Raw genomic sequence first — 18,207 nt, 5'->3', positions numbered from 1 at the left:
AATAATTTTTAACATTAATTTGAATACTTATTTTCGTTTAACAATGATAGTTCAAGAAATATATTGAAACTTTCAAACAATTTTTCGATGTTGGAGTTTTCGTGATAATCATTAACAATTCTAGGTAGATTACCAACAAAATGGAAAAGATTTCCAAAACTATTTGTTCTTAATGTCTTAGCTGTCATGGCATTATATAAAATCTCATTTAAGTTCTTAGACACTACATCTTTTGAGTATAATTTATAGATTTCTAAATCCGTTAGCGAAGAATAATTACCATCTAAGCATTTTGAAATTTCAAGAATACTTAATTTTTTTTCAAGAATAAAATCTTTGTCTTTAGAATCTAAAATCATATCATTATATCTTTCATTACTAGACATAGGTGAGTAATCATCCTCTGTATCGTAGGGACATATTACAATATCATGTTTTTCTAGTTCATTTAGTTCTGGAGCATCATTGGGAATACGGATATCGTGTTTTACAAATTTTAAAATCTTTAGTAAATCAACCCATTTTGAAGATGCGAAAACATTCTTTATATCCTTAAATTCAATTTTTCGACTATACTGATGATTATATAAAAACTCACTTAAAGCGTGTTCAAATAGATTATCTGAAAAAGCATTGATATGTTTTGTAGATAAATCGAACCAAATTACTTGTAAGTCATCTAAGTCAAAATGTGTTTCTATTTTTTCTAGTATTTTGGGAGAATGATCGTTTATGTAGTCTCTCAAAATATATTGTATTCCTTTCTCAGATATGCTTTGTGCAAAAACTATATTTTTTATTGACTGCTTTTCTTTTATTAATTCATTTTCTTCAAATACTTTATAGGCATCATAAATATTTATAATTGTGTAGTCCTTTCTTTCATGATACATATACCAAAAATGACCTATATCTGTAATATCAATTTTTCTTTTTTCCTTTAAAGATAATCGTAAATAATTCAAGACATTAACCCACATTTCAAAAGAACCAATATGATTATTTTCTTGAATGTAAGCCTTCAAACTATTATGCAGATACGGATTTACATTTTTCAGTTTTCCTAAAGCAAATAGTTCTCTTTTTATTTTATTAAGAATTGATTTAGGATGGTATAAGTTTGTATTAAGACTTCTCTTTTTTAATATAATCCTTAACTGATTAATACCTTCGAGTTCATCTCCATCAATAAATTCTACTATACATTTTTGTAGTTCAAGCAATGATTCTTCAGATGTTTTGTAAATGTATAAATTAGTTAAAATAGCAATAAGATTTTGTGTCAAATGTAGATTTTTGCTATCTAAATAATGACCTATTGGTTCATTTAATTTTAATGGGTTTTCATGTATTTCAAAAAAAGAATTTTCTTTATCAATATGTTTACGTAATTCTTCAAGAAAACGTGAAGTTCCATAATGGTCATTGCTTTTTAAATTATATAAAAAAGTAAAATCCTGTTCCATAATATAATAGAAAGTACCAAATAAATACCCAGAGCTTGTTATGTCTTTAATTGTAAAACCATTAAATAACAAAGACTTTACATAAGTATATAAAAATTGGTTATTGGTGGAAACATGATCTCTTATAACAGTATTTAAGATTAAAGATAAATCGTAGTAACTTTGCACGCTTAAATCATTACAGGACACATAGCTTAAAGTTTCTCTTATTTGGTTATAAAATGATCGTAAAGCTTCGTAATCAATGCACTTGGTTGCGATTTCTTTAAAAACTTTTATTGAACAAAACTTTTTAATAATATCTAGCTTCATTTTATTATCAAGATCAAAATAAGAATATCGAGATATAAATTTTGCTTCTTGATTAAGAATAGAATAATAAACTATCTCATTTACTTTTTCCTTTCTGTTTAAGAAATTGATATTAAGTTCTCTCAAATATTTATTGAAACTATCATGAAATAAAGAAATTCTGTTTAGTCTTATTTCAAACAAATAAGGGTAAGCTTTTATAAATTCTTTAGCTAAGTCAAATAATTCATCTTTTAGAAATAGTTTCAGTTCTGACTTCATAAAGAAACTCCTTGAAGTTAAGAACAATGTTAAGGCAGTTTTTGTCTCAACATTTTCAAGAACTTGATTGTAATAATCGTCTATTCCTGTTAGTTTTTTTAAATCTGGAATCTCATCATTTTTTTTATAGTGTTCACAAATGAATCGAACTAAAATAGGATAACCATCTGTTAATTCAAAGATTCTATTACCTATTCTATAATTTTCAATATGATATAATTCCTTGACAACCTTAATAGTTTGCTTTTTATTCCAATTTGTTAATATCTGTTTTTTCCAAGTAATATTTGTTTTTAAGGGTCTTGACAAAACAATAACTTTACATTTTTTACACAGTAAATTAATAAATGAAATAAATTTTGTTAAGTCTGTTTTATTGTAATTCTCAACGTGATCTAAACCATCAATGATGATTAACTTTCCTTTTTCTTTAATTTTATTAATAATTTCGTTTTCATCTCTTGAAGTATAGTCTCGGTATATTTTTTTGGAGATATCTGATAAAAATTTATCATATAATAATCGGTTTCTATAATCTTTATCTTGATTAGATATCCAAAAACGATATAAAATATTTTCTTCATAAATTTCAGCTAGACTATCTACATAATGACTTTTTCCAATGCCTGGTTTACCTTCAATAAAAAGTATATTTGAAAATTCTAAATGTTCTTTACCTACATTAATTGTTTCTTCAATTAATTTTGTATCGTAGACTTTGATTACAGGTAAGTCTCGTCGTTCTATCAAAAGTTTTCTGTCATCTAAAGACTGTTTGAAAAATTTTTCAATAACGAGTCTTCTCTCATTATTTTGACCATATAAATCATCTATTATCTCGTCTAGTTCTAGTCTTGATAATGATATGATGTGTATATTATTTGTGAGGAAAGAATCTAAACCGAAAATACTACTATTCGTATTCAATTCTATGTTCTTGAAAAATATTATGTTAACTCCTTGAGTTGATAGCTTATGAATTTTACCTTTTATAGAAACTTGATTTTTTAAAAAAGTCAAATTTTTCAATTTTATATCCTTAAAATCTTTGATTTGAAAATAGAAAACTCCATCATCACAACTAATTTTAAGGTCATCAAAATTATGGTTCACTTCAGCTTCCATTTCTAATGAGTTGAAGTTTCTTTTAGCATCCATCATTATTAAGAATAGAAATGTAATTTGTTGTTGATAAGTATATCCTATAAGGGGATTTCTTGGAGTTTTCATAGTGAATAAAATCTTGGTTGAAATTTACAATAAGAATTTTAATTTGTAGGAAAAATTATGATTTAAACTATCTAAATCATATTCAATATAATTTAATTGATATCGAAGAAAGCACCTATTTACGGAAAACCGTAAGGAAATCATTTTTATTATACAGATGCTAAACTATAATCATAAACCGTAAGTCTTTTATGGTTTAACAGTAATCTGAACTATGTTACTTTATTATTTTTGTTTTTAGTTTATTTATGCTTTAAAATGTTGATAAATAGTAAATAACTAATTTTTCAACAAGCTAATCAATTGCAAGCATTATAGTATTTTTCTTATTAAATTTTAATCTTTAAAAACTTATTATTTATGAGAAAATTATTAGCAATCATGGCTGTATTAACATTTGTAGCTTGTACACCTCCAACAGTAGAAAATGAAAACGAACAATTCGGAATTGATAAAGAAGAAGTACAAAGCCCTGCCGATAGAGACTAAAGTACTTATTGTATTAGTGGGTGCGATAATTGTAATATCTTTTATTGCACCTTACATACATATTTTTTTAAGCAAAACGTCAAAGGACAAAGTTTTTGGTTTTAATAATTTAAGGGCATTTACTTATGCTTCTGGTACACCCTATTCATTACTTATATGTTCATCATTATTGATACTTGCTTCCAAATACATATTTGAAAGAGTACCAAAAATTTGTTTTAAAATCTGCGGACATATATTTCTATATTCTTCTATTTATCAATTCATTTGGATTTTTTGGGCGGCAAGTGATTTGCCAAAGCCTGCATATTACAGTTCAATAGCAATACTAAGTTTAATACCAATATTGATTTCTAATAAGATATATAGTAGATATCATTTAGGGATTGAAAAAACAAAACAATCAATAAGGAATTTAATTTCCTTTTTATATTCTTTAGATAAAGAAGGATTTATAAAAGACGAAAAATTAATTGAATACAAAAAACAAAGAGGAACAGTAACGCATAAAACTATCTTGGATAATGAAAACTAAAAAGAATAAAGTTAGCGTGAAAAATTCGGGATATATAGATAGTTCTATTTATGATGATTATTTAAGTGATTTAGAGTTATTAACTATTCAAAAAGCAATAGAACAGAAAAATGAAATTGAAAAGCTCTCAGAAACTTTAAAAAAATTGATTGATTCCAAGTTTAATGGAAATAAAAGTGATGCAATTGATTACTACAAAGCGATGTGTAACATAAGCTAAACATTATTTAAGATTTCGATTGCTTTCATAGCCGCTTTTTTCTCAATCAAATTAGAAAAAATAGGAATATTTAAAAACTCGGATTCTCTGTTAATTACGTGCAATGCAATTTCTTCATTTGAAAAGTCGGAAAGATTTTTCTTTTCGTTTTTACTAGCGTGCATTTCTTCTTCGTCTCTAAATAACCAAAGAGGATTAATATCTTGAAAATTATCTAAAATTCCTATTATGATTTTATCGCCTGCTTTCTTCTTATCATTTAAAACATCACTAACTGTTTGCGGAGTAACACCAATTCTATCCGCAAAGCTGTTTTGTCTTAGATTGTAAAACTTTAAAATGTCCTTTATTTTCTCTTTGATTTCCATTAAGTAATATAAAATAATTCATCATTTTATAAAGTTTTAGTTGATTTTATAAAATAATAAATTATATTTGTTTCAGTTTTATAGTCTTTTACTGACGAAAGAGTTTTTTAAAGATTAAAATTTTGTTCAATCGAAAGTAAAAGCAATCTAATAGGACTGTCAAAGACAATTCTATTATAGTTTTTCACGCAACTAATATAGTAAAAAACTAAGATAGTCCTATTTTCAGTCAACTATTAACAAAGAGTAAATTTAACATAAAATAAAATTTTTTCAATTTTTCATAGTTATAGTTTTAAGGTTAATTCATAGTGTAAATTCCCCCTATTCTCGTAGAGTTGTGTTGCAGTAATTCATGGGAAACGCCGAAAACCATTATTAAGAGTAGGCATAATTTAATTTATTTACAAAATGAAAAAAATCTTTTCAATTAGTTTGGTGTTATTGTTGATGTTTAGCACCATGAGTTTTACCCTGTTAGCTTCAAATGAAGCATTAGTGAATGAGGATTCAAGTGAAATGTTTATCAATGAGGATTCGGAAGAATGTGAAGACAGATCATTTATTGTAATGCATCAAGCCTCAAATGCAATTCCCGATCTTACAATTGGAGAACTCACACAAATTATGAATATTGCTTATGCATTATGTGAAGGTTATACAATGGAAGAAATTGTTGCCGCAAATTAATCAAGGTATAACATTACTCAAAAAGGCTATCTTTACGATAGCCTTAATTAAAGACTTATAACATGAAAAAAATATTAATTTTAATAATAACAATTTTTGTTTACTCACTAGCAACAAATGCCCAATCAAAAACAAATTTAGCGGGAATCGTTGTTTATAAATTTAGTCCTAACGTAGTTAGTAAAAAAAATAATAGTGAAAAAAACGAATTTGAAAAACTACAAGATAGATTTATTAAAGAATCTAAAACAATTACTTTCAATTTAAAGTTTAAACAAAATGTTTCATTTTTTTACGTAGAAAACACCTTAGAAAATGATGATACACCACTAGGTTTGCATTTTGCAAGGAGTCTTGTTGTAAAAGGTAATTATCATACTGACCTAAAGAAAAAACAAGTTATTAGAGATTATAAAGGGTTAGGCGAAAGTTTTTTAGTTTCTTCCAAAACAATGTTATCATCTGATTGGAAACTTAGTAAGGAAAGTAAAATGATTGGAAAATATAAATGCTTCAAGGCAACTACAAGCAGAACTTATAAAGCCGCTTTAGGGCATCAAGTCACTTATGAGGTTGTTGCTTGGTACGCTCCACAAATTCCTGTAAGATTTGGGTTAAAAGAATACAATGGGTTGCCTGGTTTAATTTTAGAATTAAAAGATCAGAGATATACTTTTTATGCAAGCAAAATTTCTTTTGTAAACGAAAATGAAATTGTAATTAAACCAATCAAAGGAAAAGCAATAACAGAAGAAGAATATCTAAAACAAGTCGAAAAATCTAGCGGCTTTCTCATGCTTGATAAAAAGAATTAATGAAGCAAAATTTACTAACATACTTTATCTTAATATACTTGATTACAACCTCAATTTCAATAAGTCAAAATATGAAATTGTCGGGTACAGTTAAAGAAAGTACAACCAATTTGATTTTGTCGAATGCAAATATCATCGCAGAACCGCAAGGCGATAGTGCGATGAAATTTTCAATTTCTAACGATAATGGATATTTTGAGTTGAAGCTTGAAAAGGATGAAACCTATAAAATTACTATTAGTTATCTTGGGTACATTCCACAGGAAATCACATATAAGGCTATTGAATCCAAAACGATAGCTATTTCATTAAAAAAAGATACTGAATCATTAGGAGAAGTTACACTAAACTATACGCCGCCTATTGTGATAAAAAAAGATACGATGTCTTTTAAAGTAGATGCCTTTAAAACAGGAGACGAACGTAAGCTAAGAGACGTTTTAAAGAACTTGCCAACTGTTGAAGTTGACAAGCAAGGAAACGTTACCGTAAAAGGGAAAAAGGTTTCGCGTGTGCTTGTTGAGAATAAACAATTTTTTACAGGAGATAGCAAACTTGCAGTTAACAACATTCCTGCTGATGTAGTTGATAAAGTTGAAGTACTTGACAACTATTCAGATGTTGCCTTTTTAAAAGGTTTGGAAGATAGTGACGAAATGGTTATGAATGTCAAACTAAAAGAAGATAAAAAAAAGTTTGTTTTCGGAGACGTTGAAGCCGCTACGGGTATTAAGGAACGTTATATTTTGAATCCAAAATTATACTATTACAGTCCTAAAACATCACTAAATATGATAACGGATTTTAATAATACGGGCAAAAAGTCTTTTACATTTCAAGACTACTTAGATTTTAACGGTGGCATAAGTAAATTCTTTTCAAATAATCAATCTTATTTATCTTTATTTGATAATGACTTTACACGCTTTTTGAATAATCAAAACTTTGTAGAGAATACCAACCAATTTAACGCAATAAACATTTCCCATGACTTCAACAATAAACTATCTTTAACAGGGTATAGTATTCTATCAAACGACAAGCTTCAAACACTTACAACAACTACTAACAACTATATTGCAAGTGACAATCTTATTGAAAACAGAAGAAATGAATTTGACAATACAAACAAGTTTGGAATTGGGAAATTTGCGTTTAATTACGCTCCAGATGATAACACCGAATTACTTTTCGAGTCAAATATAAAAGCATCAAAGAACACCATACAGGGAAACATTGTAACAGCTTCAAGCTTTATAAATTCATCAATCAATCAAAACGAACGTATTGACGATTTTACGTTTCGTGAAAGTGTAGAGCTTCACAAACAATTCAATAAAAAAAATACAATTAGTGTTGTTTTAAATTACAATTTCACGAGATCGCAACCCAAAACAAATTGGCGTACAAATGAATCATTTTTAAACGGTTTACTTCCGATTGAAGATGAAGCTATTTTAGACATCAATAGTAACAAACTAAGGAAAACACATTCTTTTAAAGTTGTGGGTAAATATTACTATGTACTTAACAAATTGAATCACTTATACTTTACCACGGGCGCAAATGTTGTAAATGACAACTATTCTACGTTTGATTTTCAACTATTGCAAGATGGTACAACTAACGATTTTACAGACAGTAATTTTGGGAATCAATCAAGGGTAAATTTCAACGATTTATATTTTGGTGTCGATTACAAATTCAAAAGCGGAATCGTTACGATAAAACCAAGCTTGACGTATCACACCTTTTTTTGGGGCGTTGAACAATTTACGGAACAGAACAAACGAACTAAAGCGGTTCTGCTTCCAAAGTTCACAACTAAAGTTGAGTTTAACAGTTCAAAAGTGTTAAGTTTCAATTATAGCTTACAAACACGTTTCCCAACTGTTACACAATTTGCAAATCGTTTTACGCTTACAAATTTCAATAACATATACAGAGGAGACGAAACGCTAGAAAATGAATTATACCACAACGCACGTATTAGCTACTATCGTTTCAGTATGTTTAAAAACATACAATACAATTTATCTGTAAACTATCGTAAGAGTACCCAAAATTTAAAAACTGCAAATGTGATACAGGGAATTGATAATGTGTTAACACCTATTCTACTGGATGCGGTTGACGAATCTATAAATTTCAGAGGTTCGCTAAAAAAAGGCTACGGAAAGGTAAAGCTATCAGCAAAAACAAATGTTTCATTGTCAAACTTCTTTACGTCCGTAAATGATGAATTGATTGAAAACACTTCAAACAATTATACCGTTGGCGGTGGAATAAGTACACGATTCAAAGACTATCCAAATATAGGTGTTGGTTACAATAAAACATTTTCAAGCTACAAAGCGAATACAAGTGCTAAGTTTGAAAATGATGTATTCAATATTAATCTTAGTTATGACTTTCTGAATGACTTTATTTTCAAAATTGACTACAAGCGCGAAGCATTTCAAAATACAACTTTAGATAATACAAATACTTTTGATGTAGCTAACAGTTCTCTATTCTACCAAAAAGAGAACAGCGCATGGGGTTTTGAGATATCAGCATCAAACTTATTTGGTGTAGACTTTAGACAACGAAACTCATTTAGCAACATCTTGGTATCAGACGAAAGAACGTTCATTCAACCTAGAATATTATTATTAAAAATCTCATATAAACTCTAAAAGATATGATGATGGATTATATACTTGGAATAGTAGAGACAGTTTTTTATATGTTAGGAATAATAACATTTTGCATATCAATTTTTTGGCTGTTCCCTTACATAAAAAAATATGTGACTCGTTTTAATGACGAATAAAAAACTAAAATTAATACGTCAAGAATAATATCATTTTTTCAATTTAAGTATCTACTAAAAAGCACTTATACAACTTTAGTGTTAATTACTCTTGACGTATTATTAACGAAGTTTTCATTGAACTTTGTTGTTTAGTGCAAGGCGATATACGAGAGGCTTAATACTCATCGCCTTGCCATTTTAACAAATTTAAACAAATAATGTCTTTAAAAAAATTAGAACGTTTCAGATGGTTTATAATTGGGTTTTGCTCATGTGCTTGTTTTGTGGTACTCATAACCATTATTGGATTCTACATTTACTATAGATAAACAGAATAATTACATAGAAAACCTAAATTATCGTAAAACTAGAATTATTCTTTTACCCGAAAGCTTCAATTGTAATGATTGGGGCTTCTTTTTTTTAGGTGTTTTTTATGTTAAACCTAATACTTTATCCATTCTCTCAAAAATTTGATAGGAAATGGTAAGACAGTTAAATCTCCATTTTTAACAAAATCAACATTCATAAGCGGTAGTAACTTATCAAAGATATATTCGGAGTTTTTATAAACTGTAATTTCTCTAATTACAGAAGCTCTTGAAATAGTTTGCTGAATACCTTTCCCTTTTATTCCGACAAAGTAGTAATAGCTATTATCTTGTTTGAAGGAATGAATATCAAGTTGACTATCTAAAATTTCATATCGTGTCATATCTCTAAAATATGACTTTAGAATTTCTCCTGTATCTTTTTGAATTTTCTCTACTACTTTTTTCTTTTCAACTCTATTTTTAAAGCAGTTTAGTAGACTATCCTTATTCCAATTTTCAAGTGAAATTATTTGAGTTTCGTATTCACTTGCCTTTTCTTTATCAAAGACTTGATTGACTGCATTTATAACTTGAGATTTTGTAATAGAAATTTCTCTACTTTCTTTGTCTAATACGCTACTTATTTTTTGATAATCTGGAATAGTATAATTATTAGTTCTTGTTATTATGTTAACGTTCCCAATATCATCCTTAACAATGAATTCGATATTAGTATTCTCATTATAAATATCGCATAATTCATCGTATTCATTTTGATTAAATAAATCTGATTCAAATTTTTCAAACTCAATTTTACCGTTTGGTTCAATAGTCAAAAAATAGAAATCGGTTTTATCTCTAATGCCAAAAATCCAATTATTTTCAAAGTTGAAACTTGACCAATCAATTATTGAAACTTGGTTCTTATTAATATCATTCTTAATAACTAATTCCTTTACAATAGCCTTCAAACTAGCTTTAGAATTTGTTTTGAAGTCTTCTAAAGTAATATGTTGAATATATGGGGAAGATTTATACGGGTCTTTCTGTTCGTATTTTAAATAGAATGATTTATTATGTATTAATTTAATATTAAAACCATTTTGGTCTTCCGCCTTAGAAACCTTTATTCTTGAATTGGGAATTATTTTTCTTAATTCTGTTTTTATATTAGAAGAATATTCTTCGGAACTCTCATCTTTAATACTATTAATAAATAGTATATCTTCATTAAAACTATTGAAATCAAATGAGTTTGAATGTCTAATGGTTTTGTCTATGTTAGCATATTTAAAATCAAGTTGAAGATAATTTGATAGCTTTTGATTGATAGTATTCAAAACATCATTTAAGATTCCAATTTTACTATTTTTAAATTCTTTAAAGTTACTAAAGTCCAAGAATGAGATATTACTTTTCTCAATAGTCCCTTTTTTAATACTTTGCTTTAAAATGTATTGATTATCAATGCTTATCTTCTCCGATGGTAAAATTCTTCTAAGTGTATTTGTTGAATGAACAAAAGTATATTTAGGATAAGCACCCATTTTTTTCTTAGAAAAGTCCATTGACTTATTTAACAATAAGCTTGAAAAAGTTTTTACATTTAATTGTAAACAGCTGTTAGGATCAATGTAAAATTCTAATCCAATAATTTTGAAAATTTGTTCTTTATCTTTTGATTTACTTATTCTTAAATAATTGGTATTGAATAAATATAGTTTTCCTGTTAAGTTATTATATGTAAGTCTTTCATGCTTCGGTGTAGCTATTGAGTTAACAACTAATTGAGTAATCGAATGTTGCTTGACCTCTTTAGTTTCATTTAGATCAAGAATCTTAAATGACAGCTTATCTCCGTCTTCAATTTTTTCAAGTTGTTTGAATAAGTCAATATTTGAAATGAAATTTTTATCAAAAAGAACATAAAATGATTTCCCTCTTTCAAAGACAATACTTTTTGCTCTTAATCTTAGACCTACTTCATCAAGAATTAAAGCTCCGTATTTTATATAATTTTCAGTTGTTGAAAATTTTACTATTGAATAGTCAGTTAGTAATTGATTGTAATTAATTTGAATAACAAGCTTGTTGGTTTTACAAAGTTGCATAAGCATTAATATCTTTTAAAATTGAATGATTTAGTTCTTTTGTTTCTGTATTCCATAAAAAGGGAACTTCAATAATTTTTTCATCTATTGATTTTATGATTCGTTTCTCACTTGATGAAAGTATATTGATTATAAACACTCTTTCTCCTTTGACTTTTTCAAGTTTTTTTCGGATTTTACTTTCTTGCTCATCAAAATTGATCTCAGTACTTTCTTTCCAATGCTTAAAATCTATGTAAATATCTGTTTCTTTAATTTTGTAATCGAAATTCTCATAATACTCAACTTCCAATTCTTCTAAGTGGATGCCGAAGTGTCGTTCAAAAATAAATTTCCCTATCTGTTCTCCTAAAGCGCCTTTGTATATGTTATTAAACATTACTGGTGTTATAATGTATTGATTAATTTTAAACTCAGTTGCCCATTTTTTTTCTTTAAAAAAATCTCGAACTCCATCTATTTCCAAAAGTTCATTTAACCTTGCTGATTCAGAAGAAACCTTACTTCCTTTATTAGTATTGAAATCAACAGAAATATTTTTATAGTCATTATAAAACTCAGTTTCTTTTATGTTGAAGTGATAATTGTTTGATATGTGTGGTAGTTCAATATATAAATCTAAAATGCGATTTAAGTTGTGTTTATTTATTTGATCTTCTGAAACAGTAGGAAAACGCAAACACATTTCTCTTAGGTTTTCCCATTCATATAAACGCTTCAGAGTCCATCCCCAATCTTTATTAGAAATAAATTTTTGAATTATAAAATGTACTTTTCTATTAGTTGTAGTTGCAAGATTTTTGAACTTAGCGTTTTTCTCTTTTTTATTTTGAATTAGTTGCTTACTCGATTTAACCAAAGCCTTAAATTCGTTAAGAACCAAGTTGTTTTCAACATCAAAATCACAGATATATTCGTCTATTTTTTTATCTGCATAAATATAAATATTTTGAGATTTTAAATTGGTTCTACAAATTCTACCAATAGCTTGGATAATAAATTTTGCATAGTGTTGTTTTATGTTTTCTCCTTTGTATAAATCAACTTTGGGATTTCCTAAACTCTCTTTTGTGTTAAACGATGCTAATAGGTTTTTAAAAGCTCTTGATACTTCAGCATTTAATTGATAAATTGAAATAACACCAATTTGTGCTAAAAACTCTAACTGAAACAAATACTTTATAAAACCTTCTTCATTTAAGTTTTTATTTATTTGTTGAAAGATGTGAGTTGGCTTATCTAAATATATGGCATTAATATCCGTTTTGTTTTCTGTATTCCAATTGGTTAATTCATCACTTCTAACATCTATCATTTTTTTTGGATTTGGAGAAATGAATTGTATATTTTGACCAGCTCCCATAGTTTGATACATAGAAATAATAAAAATCTTTTTTCCTTGCTCTAGTTTCTCTATAAAAGCTGATTTTTTATTTTCAAAATCGTTGCTATTTACGACAGTGTATGAGTTTTTTACATTAAATTCTTCATTACCATAGATTATAAAATGATCCTTTTGATTTGTTTCTAGTATTAAGTTAGAAAATATTTCTTCTAATATTTTTAAGTTCAGCGCTCTATCATTCCATTTTGGTTCTTTATTTAAAAGACATAAAAACCCTCTAATATCTTCTTTAAGTAAAAATTGCTTGAATGAATGAGAAATCTTTAGATATCTATTGAACTCGTAATCAGTAGTTTTTAAAGCATTTAACTTTCCTAAAATATCATCAGCTAATTCTTTATTTCCAAACAATAATTCAAAGTCATTTTGTTTATCAATAAAATCTAGCCACTCTGTATGAATATTGATTTTTGAGTAGTACTTATTTTGTTTTTCAAATAAATCAAAAAGTTTCTTGTTTTCATCCTTTGTTAGCTCAATGAATCTAGTGCCAAGTTGTCTTTTAAAATAATTGATGTCATAGTTACCCGTTACAGTTTTCATATATGCCGTAGCAGATATTCCAATTACTTTTGATTTTTCAGCTAGTTTTAATAAGAATTTTTCAGGTGTGTTTTGAAAACTATAAATGAAAGTTTTTGTTTTTGATTGATGAGAATCATCATCCACAAAATCGTAATACCTGAAACCATTTTCATAAACACTTAAATCATAGTTTAATTCTGGCTTGCCCTTTTTATTTTTTTTAGGCTTTTCTCTAGCACTTAGAATATTATTAATTATGAAGTTTTTGTATTTAGAGTCTAAGGCAAATTCTTCAATAACTGTACTCAACGCTGAGTCAAATGTAAATTCTGACTTCTTTGTATTATTCTCTTTATCATCATTTTCTAATTGTTGGTAATTTTCTGCGATACTTTTTATTCTTCCACTAAAATAATTTACGAAACCTTTTATATCATTTAGAAGATGAACCATACTCTCTCCTTTTGGTTTGGTGTTCTCAAAAATTATTTCATTTGTTTTTGATAAGTCATTTTGATTGAGACGAATAAATTTTTTATCGTTTCTATATACAGAATGATATTGAAAATCGTGAAATAATAAATTCCTTTGATTTATATTTTCTTGTTCGGTGTTTGTAGTTTTAAAACTATAATTGAGTTGATATTTTTGTACGATTTCTTCAGACTTATCTAATAATGTTTTTTGAATATCGGTAAGCGGTAAGCCATATTCATTATCTAGTAACTCTTGTCTTTTTTCAGAGTGAGTAATAAATTTTTGGGGTAATATATTTTTAGATAATGCCCAATAAATCTCTGTAAAAAGATGAATAAAATCAATACGTTGATTTTTACCATTATCGATGATAATTTTAAGTATATTACTTTTTGTAGCATCAAATTCATCAATAAAGATGATCGCATCTTTTGTTATATCATTTTCTAAAAAAGAATAAGAGGGTTCAATTAAAGTACTATTTTTAACATAAAATTTATTTACGCTAAGAAAAAATACTTTTCTTTTAGACGTAAAAACAGCAGGATATAATTCCCCCATCCATTTAAGTTCATCATTATTTTGAATAGCTCTAATCCGTTCTTGTTTATTTTTAAAGTTTTCTTTTAGATATTTTTCAATTATTCGTCTAAATTTCGGTTCAAAGTCAGTTCTTAATTCATCTTTGAGTTTTTTAACGTATGTCTTTAACTTTGGATTTTCTTTGTGATTATTTATTTCGGTTACATTGCTTTTTATTGAATAAAATACTTTGAAATTTTTGAAGTAATCATTTATAGATTCTTCTATATCCTTAAACCTATTAATTAGGCAATCGGAATTTGAATCTAAAAATGTGATATCTTTTTCAAAATCGTATAATTTTTTTTGGGGAATAAAGAAATTATCTCTTAGTTCTTCATAAGGTAGATTCTTTTTAAGATTTGTAACGAAAAAAATCTTTCTATTTTCCTTGCAATATTTTTTATAATTTTCAAATATCCAAGTCAAAACACTATGTGTTTTTCCAGAACCAGTTGGTGGATTAAATAATAAAAGTCCATTTTCTTTATTGCAATGATTGTTTAGAATTTCTATCATATTCAGTTAGGGTAATTATTCTATATTAAGCTTGGTAATTCATGTAGAATATACAGAAATAAAAGTAGTAATATTCTCTTTAAATATTAAAATAAAACTTTCTAGTTTTGAAATATTCAAGTTAGCTTTCAAAATCGGTTTTAATCATATTAGTTTGCTTGCTAATTTTATTTTCAGCTTATCATAGAATACGATAAGTTCAATTTTACAACTAATCACTAAGTCGATGAGCAGATTTTCAATAGTAGTTTTGTATATTTATCATAGAGCAATGAATTCGTTTTTGATCTTTATTTCAGCTAATTGTTAAACGATAAGTTCAATTCCCCAACTAATCACTAAGTAATGAGCAAATTTTCTAAAAATAAAAAATCAACTTATCGCTTAAGGATAAGTTGATTTTTTTTATCGTTTTTTTATTGATTGCTAAACAATGAGTAATTTTTTCAGAATCAAATTATGAACTCATCGCTTAATGATAAGTTGATTTTTTTTATCATTTTTTTACTTATCCCTTAGTGATGAGTAAATTTTCGGAAATAATTTAAAAACTAATAGAAAAATTATTTTATCCTCTTTTTCACTAACTTGTTGAGCGATATCTTAAACGAAAATATGAAATCAGAAAATATTTGTTAAATTAAAAATAATTCTCAAATTATATATTGATTATTCTATAATTAAACCGCAATTATATTAGGATAAATCTTTCTTTATTAAGAATCTTACAATTTCTTCTTACAATCTGTGTGTCGGACACAAAATTTTACAAATGATTCTTCAAAATTAATTCAAATCTTTACACTCTTGATACTTTAGAGAGTATTATAGAATAGTGTTTAGCACAGCAATCATCATATATATTGCTTCCTATTCCTAATAAGAATTATTAACCCATTAAAAACTTATACAAAACAGTAGAAAAGAAAAAAGAATGCGCTTTATATGTAAAAGAGGTAACAATAACGAGAAATATTGTTTCATAGCTAGTACTATGTCGGATTGCTTATTCTTAAAAATAAAACCATAAAAGGAGTTTGTTTAATGGCTGTAGGTTCAAGTTACAAAACTGAACAAATGATTCTTCAATTATCTTTTAAATCTTTGTTTTCAAATAAGCTAATAACAAGTTTGAATTACTATAAAAAATAAATTCTAAAACGATTGTCGCGAGCGACAAAAGTGTGCAAATGATAGTATAAATCATTGGTTAATATTTGTGTAAAATATTAAAACAGAAGTCTATTTGTCTAATCAAGAACAAGCTCATAATTAAGAATTAAAATTGAAAGCCGAAACAGCATATAATGTGATTCAAGCGCTCTCCTCTGATGAGAAGAATCGCCTGTATAGTCTGTTAGGTGTTGAAATTCCAATAAAGAAACAAAATATAAGCACAAACAAGAAAAGCAAAGTTACAGAAGCTATGGATAAAATATTGGTTCAATATTTTAACAAGCGAAGAAATTATTAAAACCATTTATTAAAACTTAAGTTCAAGTTTCCAGCTTAAAAATGAATAGTATACTTATCCGAATAATCTTTCGGAAGTGTTGCGCCAATTTCACGCAAGTAATTTTTCAATCCTGCTTTCGATCTGTGTCGAGTAATTGACATTAAGTGCATCAAAGCACCTTCTTCGCTTTTTCCTTCTGCTAACAGAGAATTATAAATGTTAGTAGCTGCGGTATGACGAACGGAATAGAGTGAATAATCATCAGAATATTCCAGAGCCTTTTTTACTTTTTTGAACTTTTTAGAAAAATAATTGGTTTTATTATTTTCATCAATATCCCAATTTGCAGGCTTTTCATAACGAGTAACCACAAAATCTGTAGGAGCGTAGTTTTCAAGTTTCATGTCTCGCAAAACAGTCTCTAATTCGCCAATAATAGGAACTATGGCAAGTGGAGCAGTTTTAGAACGTACATACAATCGTTTTGAAGCCAAATCAATATCCTTTACTTGTAAACGACATACTTCTACATTTCTCAAAAAAGCGTACGACATAAACTGTATAAATATGCGTAAATAAGGATCATTTTTATCCAAGTAATCTCTAATATCAATAATCTGCTCTTTAGAAAATGGCTTATTCTTTTTTGGTATACTTTTATTGACTTTTATTTGGGAAATAAAATTTCGCTCAATAATTTCATCTTCTTCTAATTGACTAAATAGGGTAGAGAGGGTAAGTCTAAAGTTATTACGAGTTTTAGGGCTTACAGGTTCTAAAGGTAACTTTAACAGCTTTTGTTTTTTCGTTTGAATTTTAGTTAGTGAATTTAAAAATGTAGAAACATCACGTTTTTTAAGTTCAGAAATATCTTTATCAAGAAGTTTATTTGTAGTAAGCCACTCAATAAATCTATTAAAATGACCGACCATTGTTCCCGCAGTTTTTTTCTTCCAATGCGGTTTACGTTGCTTTAAAGCAAAAAATAAGGCTTCTTTTACGGTATAATTTTTTCGTTGACTGTCAATTTGAATGCCTTCTTCTTGTATTTTCTGTTGTTCTATGCGTTTTTCAGTTTCCTTATAGGTTTCATACGGATTATACCCTTTTTTGAGTAATTCATGTAGAGCCGTTTTGTTTATAACTAATCGCTCCATACGAGCGCTTTTCGTCTTTAAACGATTGACTCCCATGTATAAAGGCGGTTGGAGAACCAATTTTCCTGTGGCTGGATTTCGATAATAGAAATACACATACCATCGTTTTGAAAGGTCTCCATCAGCATCATAAATCTTCGGTTCTGTGTACAAATTCTCACTCAAAGTATATGCGTTAATATATGCGTTTGTTAAAAGGAGATGTAATTTAGACATAAAAAAAAGGTTTTCCAAATGATGGAAAACCTTGTAAACATTGACAATGCGTGTATGATTGTCTTTGTAGCGAGATCGGGAATTGAACCCGAGACCTCCGGGTTATGAATCCGACGCTCTAACCAACTGAGCTACCTCGCCTTCTTTGCGGCTGCAAATATAACAACTATTTTTTTTTGAGCAAATATTAAGTAAAAATTATTTTTTTTATTGTTTTCTTTTAAACTTAGCAATTAATGTATATATTGTCAACAACATAATT

11 protein-coding genes and 1 tRNA gene are annotated in these 18,207 nt (G+C 27.4%); 6 read left to right on the top strand and 6 right to left on the bottom strand.

The genetic code is table 11. The features are described 5' to 3' along the window. Positions 1 to 14 precede the first annotated feature (14 nt). Positions 15 to 3,269, bottom strand: a complete 3,255-nt coding sequence (locus ACRBBL_RS04725) for a hypothetical protein (protein ID WP_431367869.1) — start codon at positions 3,267 to 3,269, stop codon at positions 15 to 17. Between the two features lie 360 nt (positions 3,270 to 3,629). On the opposite strand from ACRBBL_RS04725, the gene ACRBBL_RS04720 reads away from it, so the two are divergent. From ACRBBL_RS04720 to ACRBBL_RS04710, 3 genes are read left to right on the top strand one after another with little or no spacing between them, the layout of a single operon-like run. Beyond that, entirely contained in the window at positions 3,630 to 3,758 is a 129-nt protein-coding gene (locus ACRBBL_RS04720) for a hypothetical protein (RefSeq protein WP_431367868.1), read from the top strand. After that, entirely contained in the window at positions 3,718 to 4,293 is a 576-nt protein-coding gene (locus tag ACRBBL_RS04715; protein ID WP_431367867.1) for a hypothetical protein, read from the top strand. Before ACRBBL_RS04720 ends, ACRBBL_RS04715 begins: the two co-directional genes overlap by 41 nt. Beyond that, positions 4,283 to 4,513 (top strand): hypothetical protein, encoded by a 231-nt coding sequence (locus ACRBBL_RS04710; RefSeq protein ID WP_431367866.1) that lies wholly within the window; start codon positions 4,283 to 4,285, stop codon positions 4,511 to 4,513. The genes ACRBBL_RS04715 and ACRBBL_RS04710 overlap by 11 nt, the downstream gene beginning before the upstream one ends. Here ACRBBL_RS04710 and ACRBBL_RS04705 read toward each other — a convergent pair. Beyond that, a complete protein-coding gene (locus ACRBBL_RS04705; protein ID WP_431367865.1) occupies positions 4,510 to 4,881 on the bottom strand; it encodes a helix-turn-helix domain-containing protein in 372 nt (123 codons plus the stop codon). The two genes, ACRBBL_RS04710 and ACRBBL_RS04705, sit on opposite strands and share 4 nt — an antisense overlap. Positions 4,882 to 5,292: 411 nt before the next feature. Here ACRBBL_RS04705 and ACRBBL_RS04700 point away from each other — a divergent pair, with 411 nt between their 5' ends. From ACRBBL_RS04700 to ACRBBL_RS04690, 3 genes are all read left to right on the top strand, one after another. After that, positions 5,293 to 5,571: a hypothetical protein gene (locus ACRBBL_RS04700; RefSeq protein WP_431367864.1), complete on the top strand. Its 279-nt coding sequence runs from the start codon at positions 5,293 to 5,295 to the stop codon at positions 5,569 to 5,571. 62 nt (positions 5,572 to 5,633) lie between these two features. Then, positions 5,634 to 6,386 carry a GLPGLI family protein gene (locus tag ACRBBL_RS04695; RefSeq protein ID WP_431367863.1) on the top strand — a complete coding sequence of 251 codons (753 nt, stop codon included), beginning with the start codon at positions 5,634 to 5,636 and terminating at the stop codon, positions 6,384 to 6,386. Beyond that, positions 6,386 to 9,064 (top strand): carboxypeptidase-like regulatory domain-containing protein, encoded by a 2,679-nt coding sequence (locus ACRBBL_RS04690; RefSeq protein ID WP_431367862.1) that lies wholly within the window; start codon positions 6,386 to 6,388, stop codon positions 9,062 to 9,064. Before ACRBBL_RS04695 ends, ACRBBL_RS04690 begins: the two co-directional genes overlap by 1 nt. A gap of 564 nt (positions 9,065 to 9,628) precedes the next feature. Here the strand turns inward: ACRBBL_RS04690 and ACRBBL_RS04685 are convergent. The 4 genes from ACRBBL_RS04685 to ACRBBL_RS04670 form a co-directional block, all read right to left on the bottom strand. Next, a complete protein-coding gene (locus tag ACRBBL_RS04685) occupies positions 9,629 to 11,614 on the bottom strand; it encodes a hypothetical protein (protein ID WP_431367861.1) in 1,986 nt (661 codons plus the stop codon). After that, positions 11,595 to 15,116 carry a hypothetical protein gene (locus tag ACRBBL_RS04680; protein ID WP_431367860.1) on the bottom strand — a complete coding sequence of 1,174 codons (3,522 nt, stop codon included), beginning with the start codon at positions 15,114 to 15,116 and terminating at the stop codon, positions 11,595 to 11,597. The genes ACRBBL_RS04685 and ACRBBL_RS04680 overlap by 20 nt, the downstream gene beginning before the upstream one ends. 1,509 nt (positions 15,117 to 16,625) lie before the next feature. After that, positions 16,626 to 17,945, bottom strand: coding sequence for a tyrosine-type recombinase/integrase (locus tag ACRBBL_RS04675; RefSeq protein ID WP_431367859.1), 1,320 nt, complete (start codon positions 17,943 to 17,945; stop codon positions 16,626 to 16,628). A gap of 67 nt (positions 17,946 to 18,012) precedes the next feature. Then, positions 18,013 to 18,086 (bottom strand) — tRNA-Met (locus tag ACRBBL_RS04670). Positions 18,087 to 18,207: the final 121 nt, after the last annotated feature.

Origin of the sequence: Kordia sp. (assembly GCF_050633145.1) — a bacterium.
Taxonomy (GTDB): Bacteria; Bacteroidota; Bacteroidia; order Flavobacteriales; family Flavobacteriaceae; genus Kordia.
This window is presented reverse-complemented; position numbering and strand designations above follow the sequence as displayed.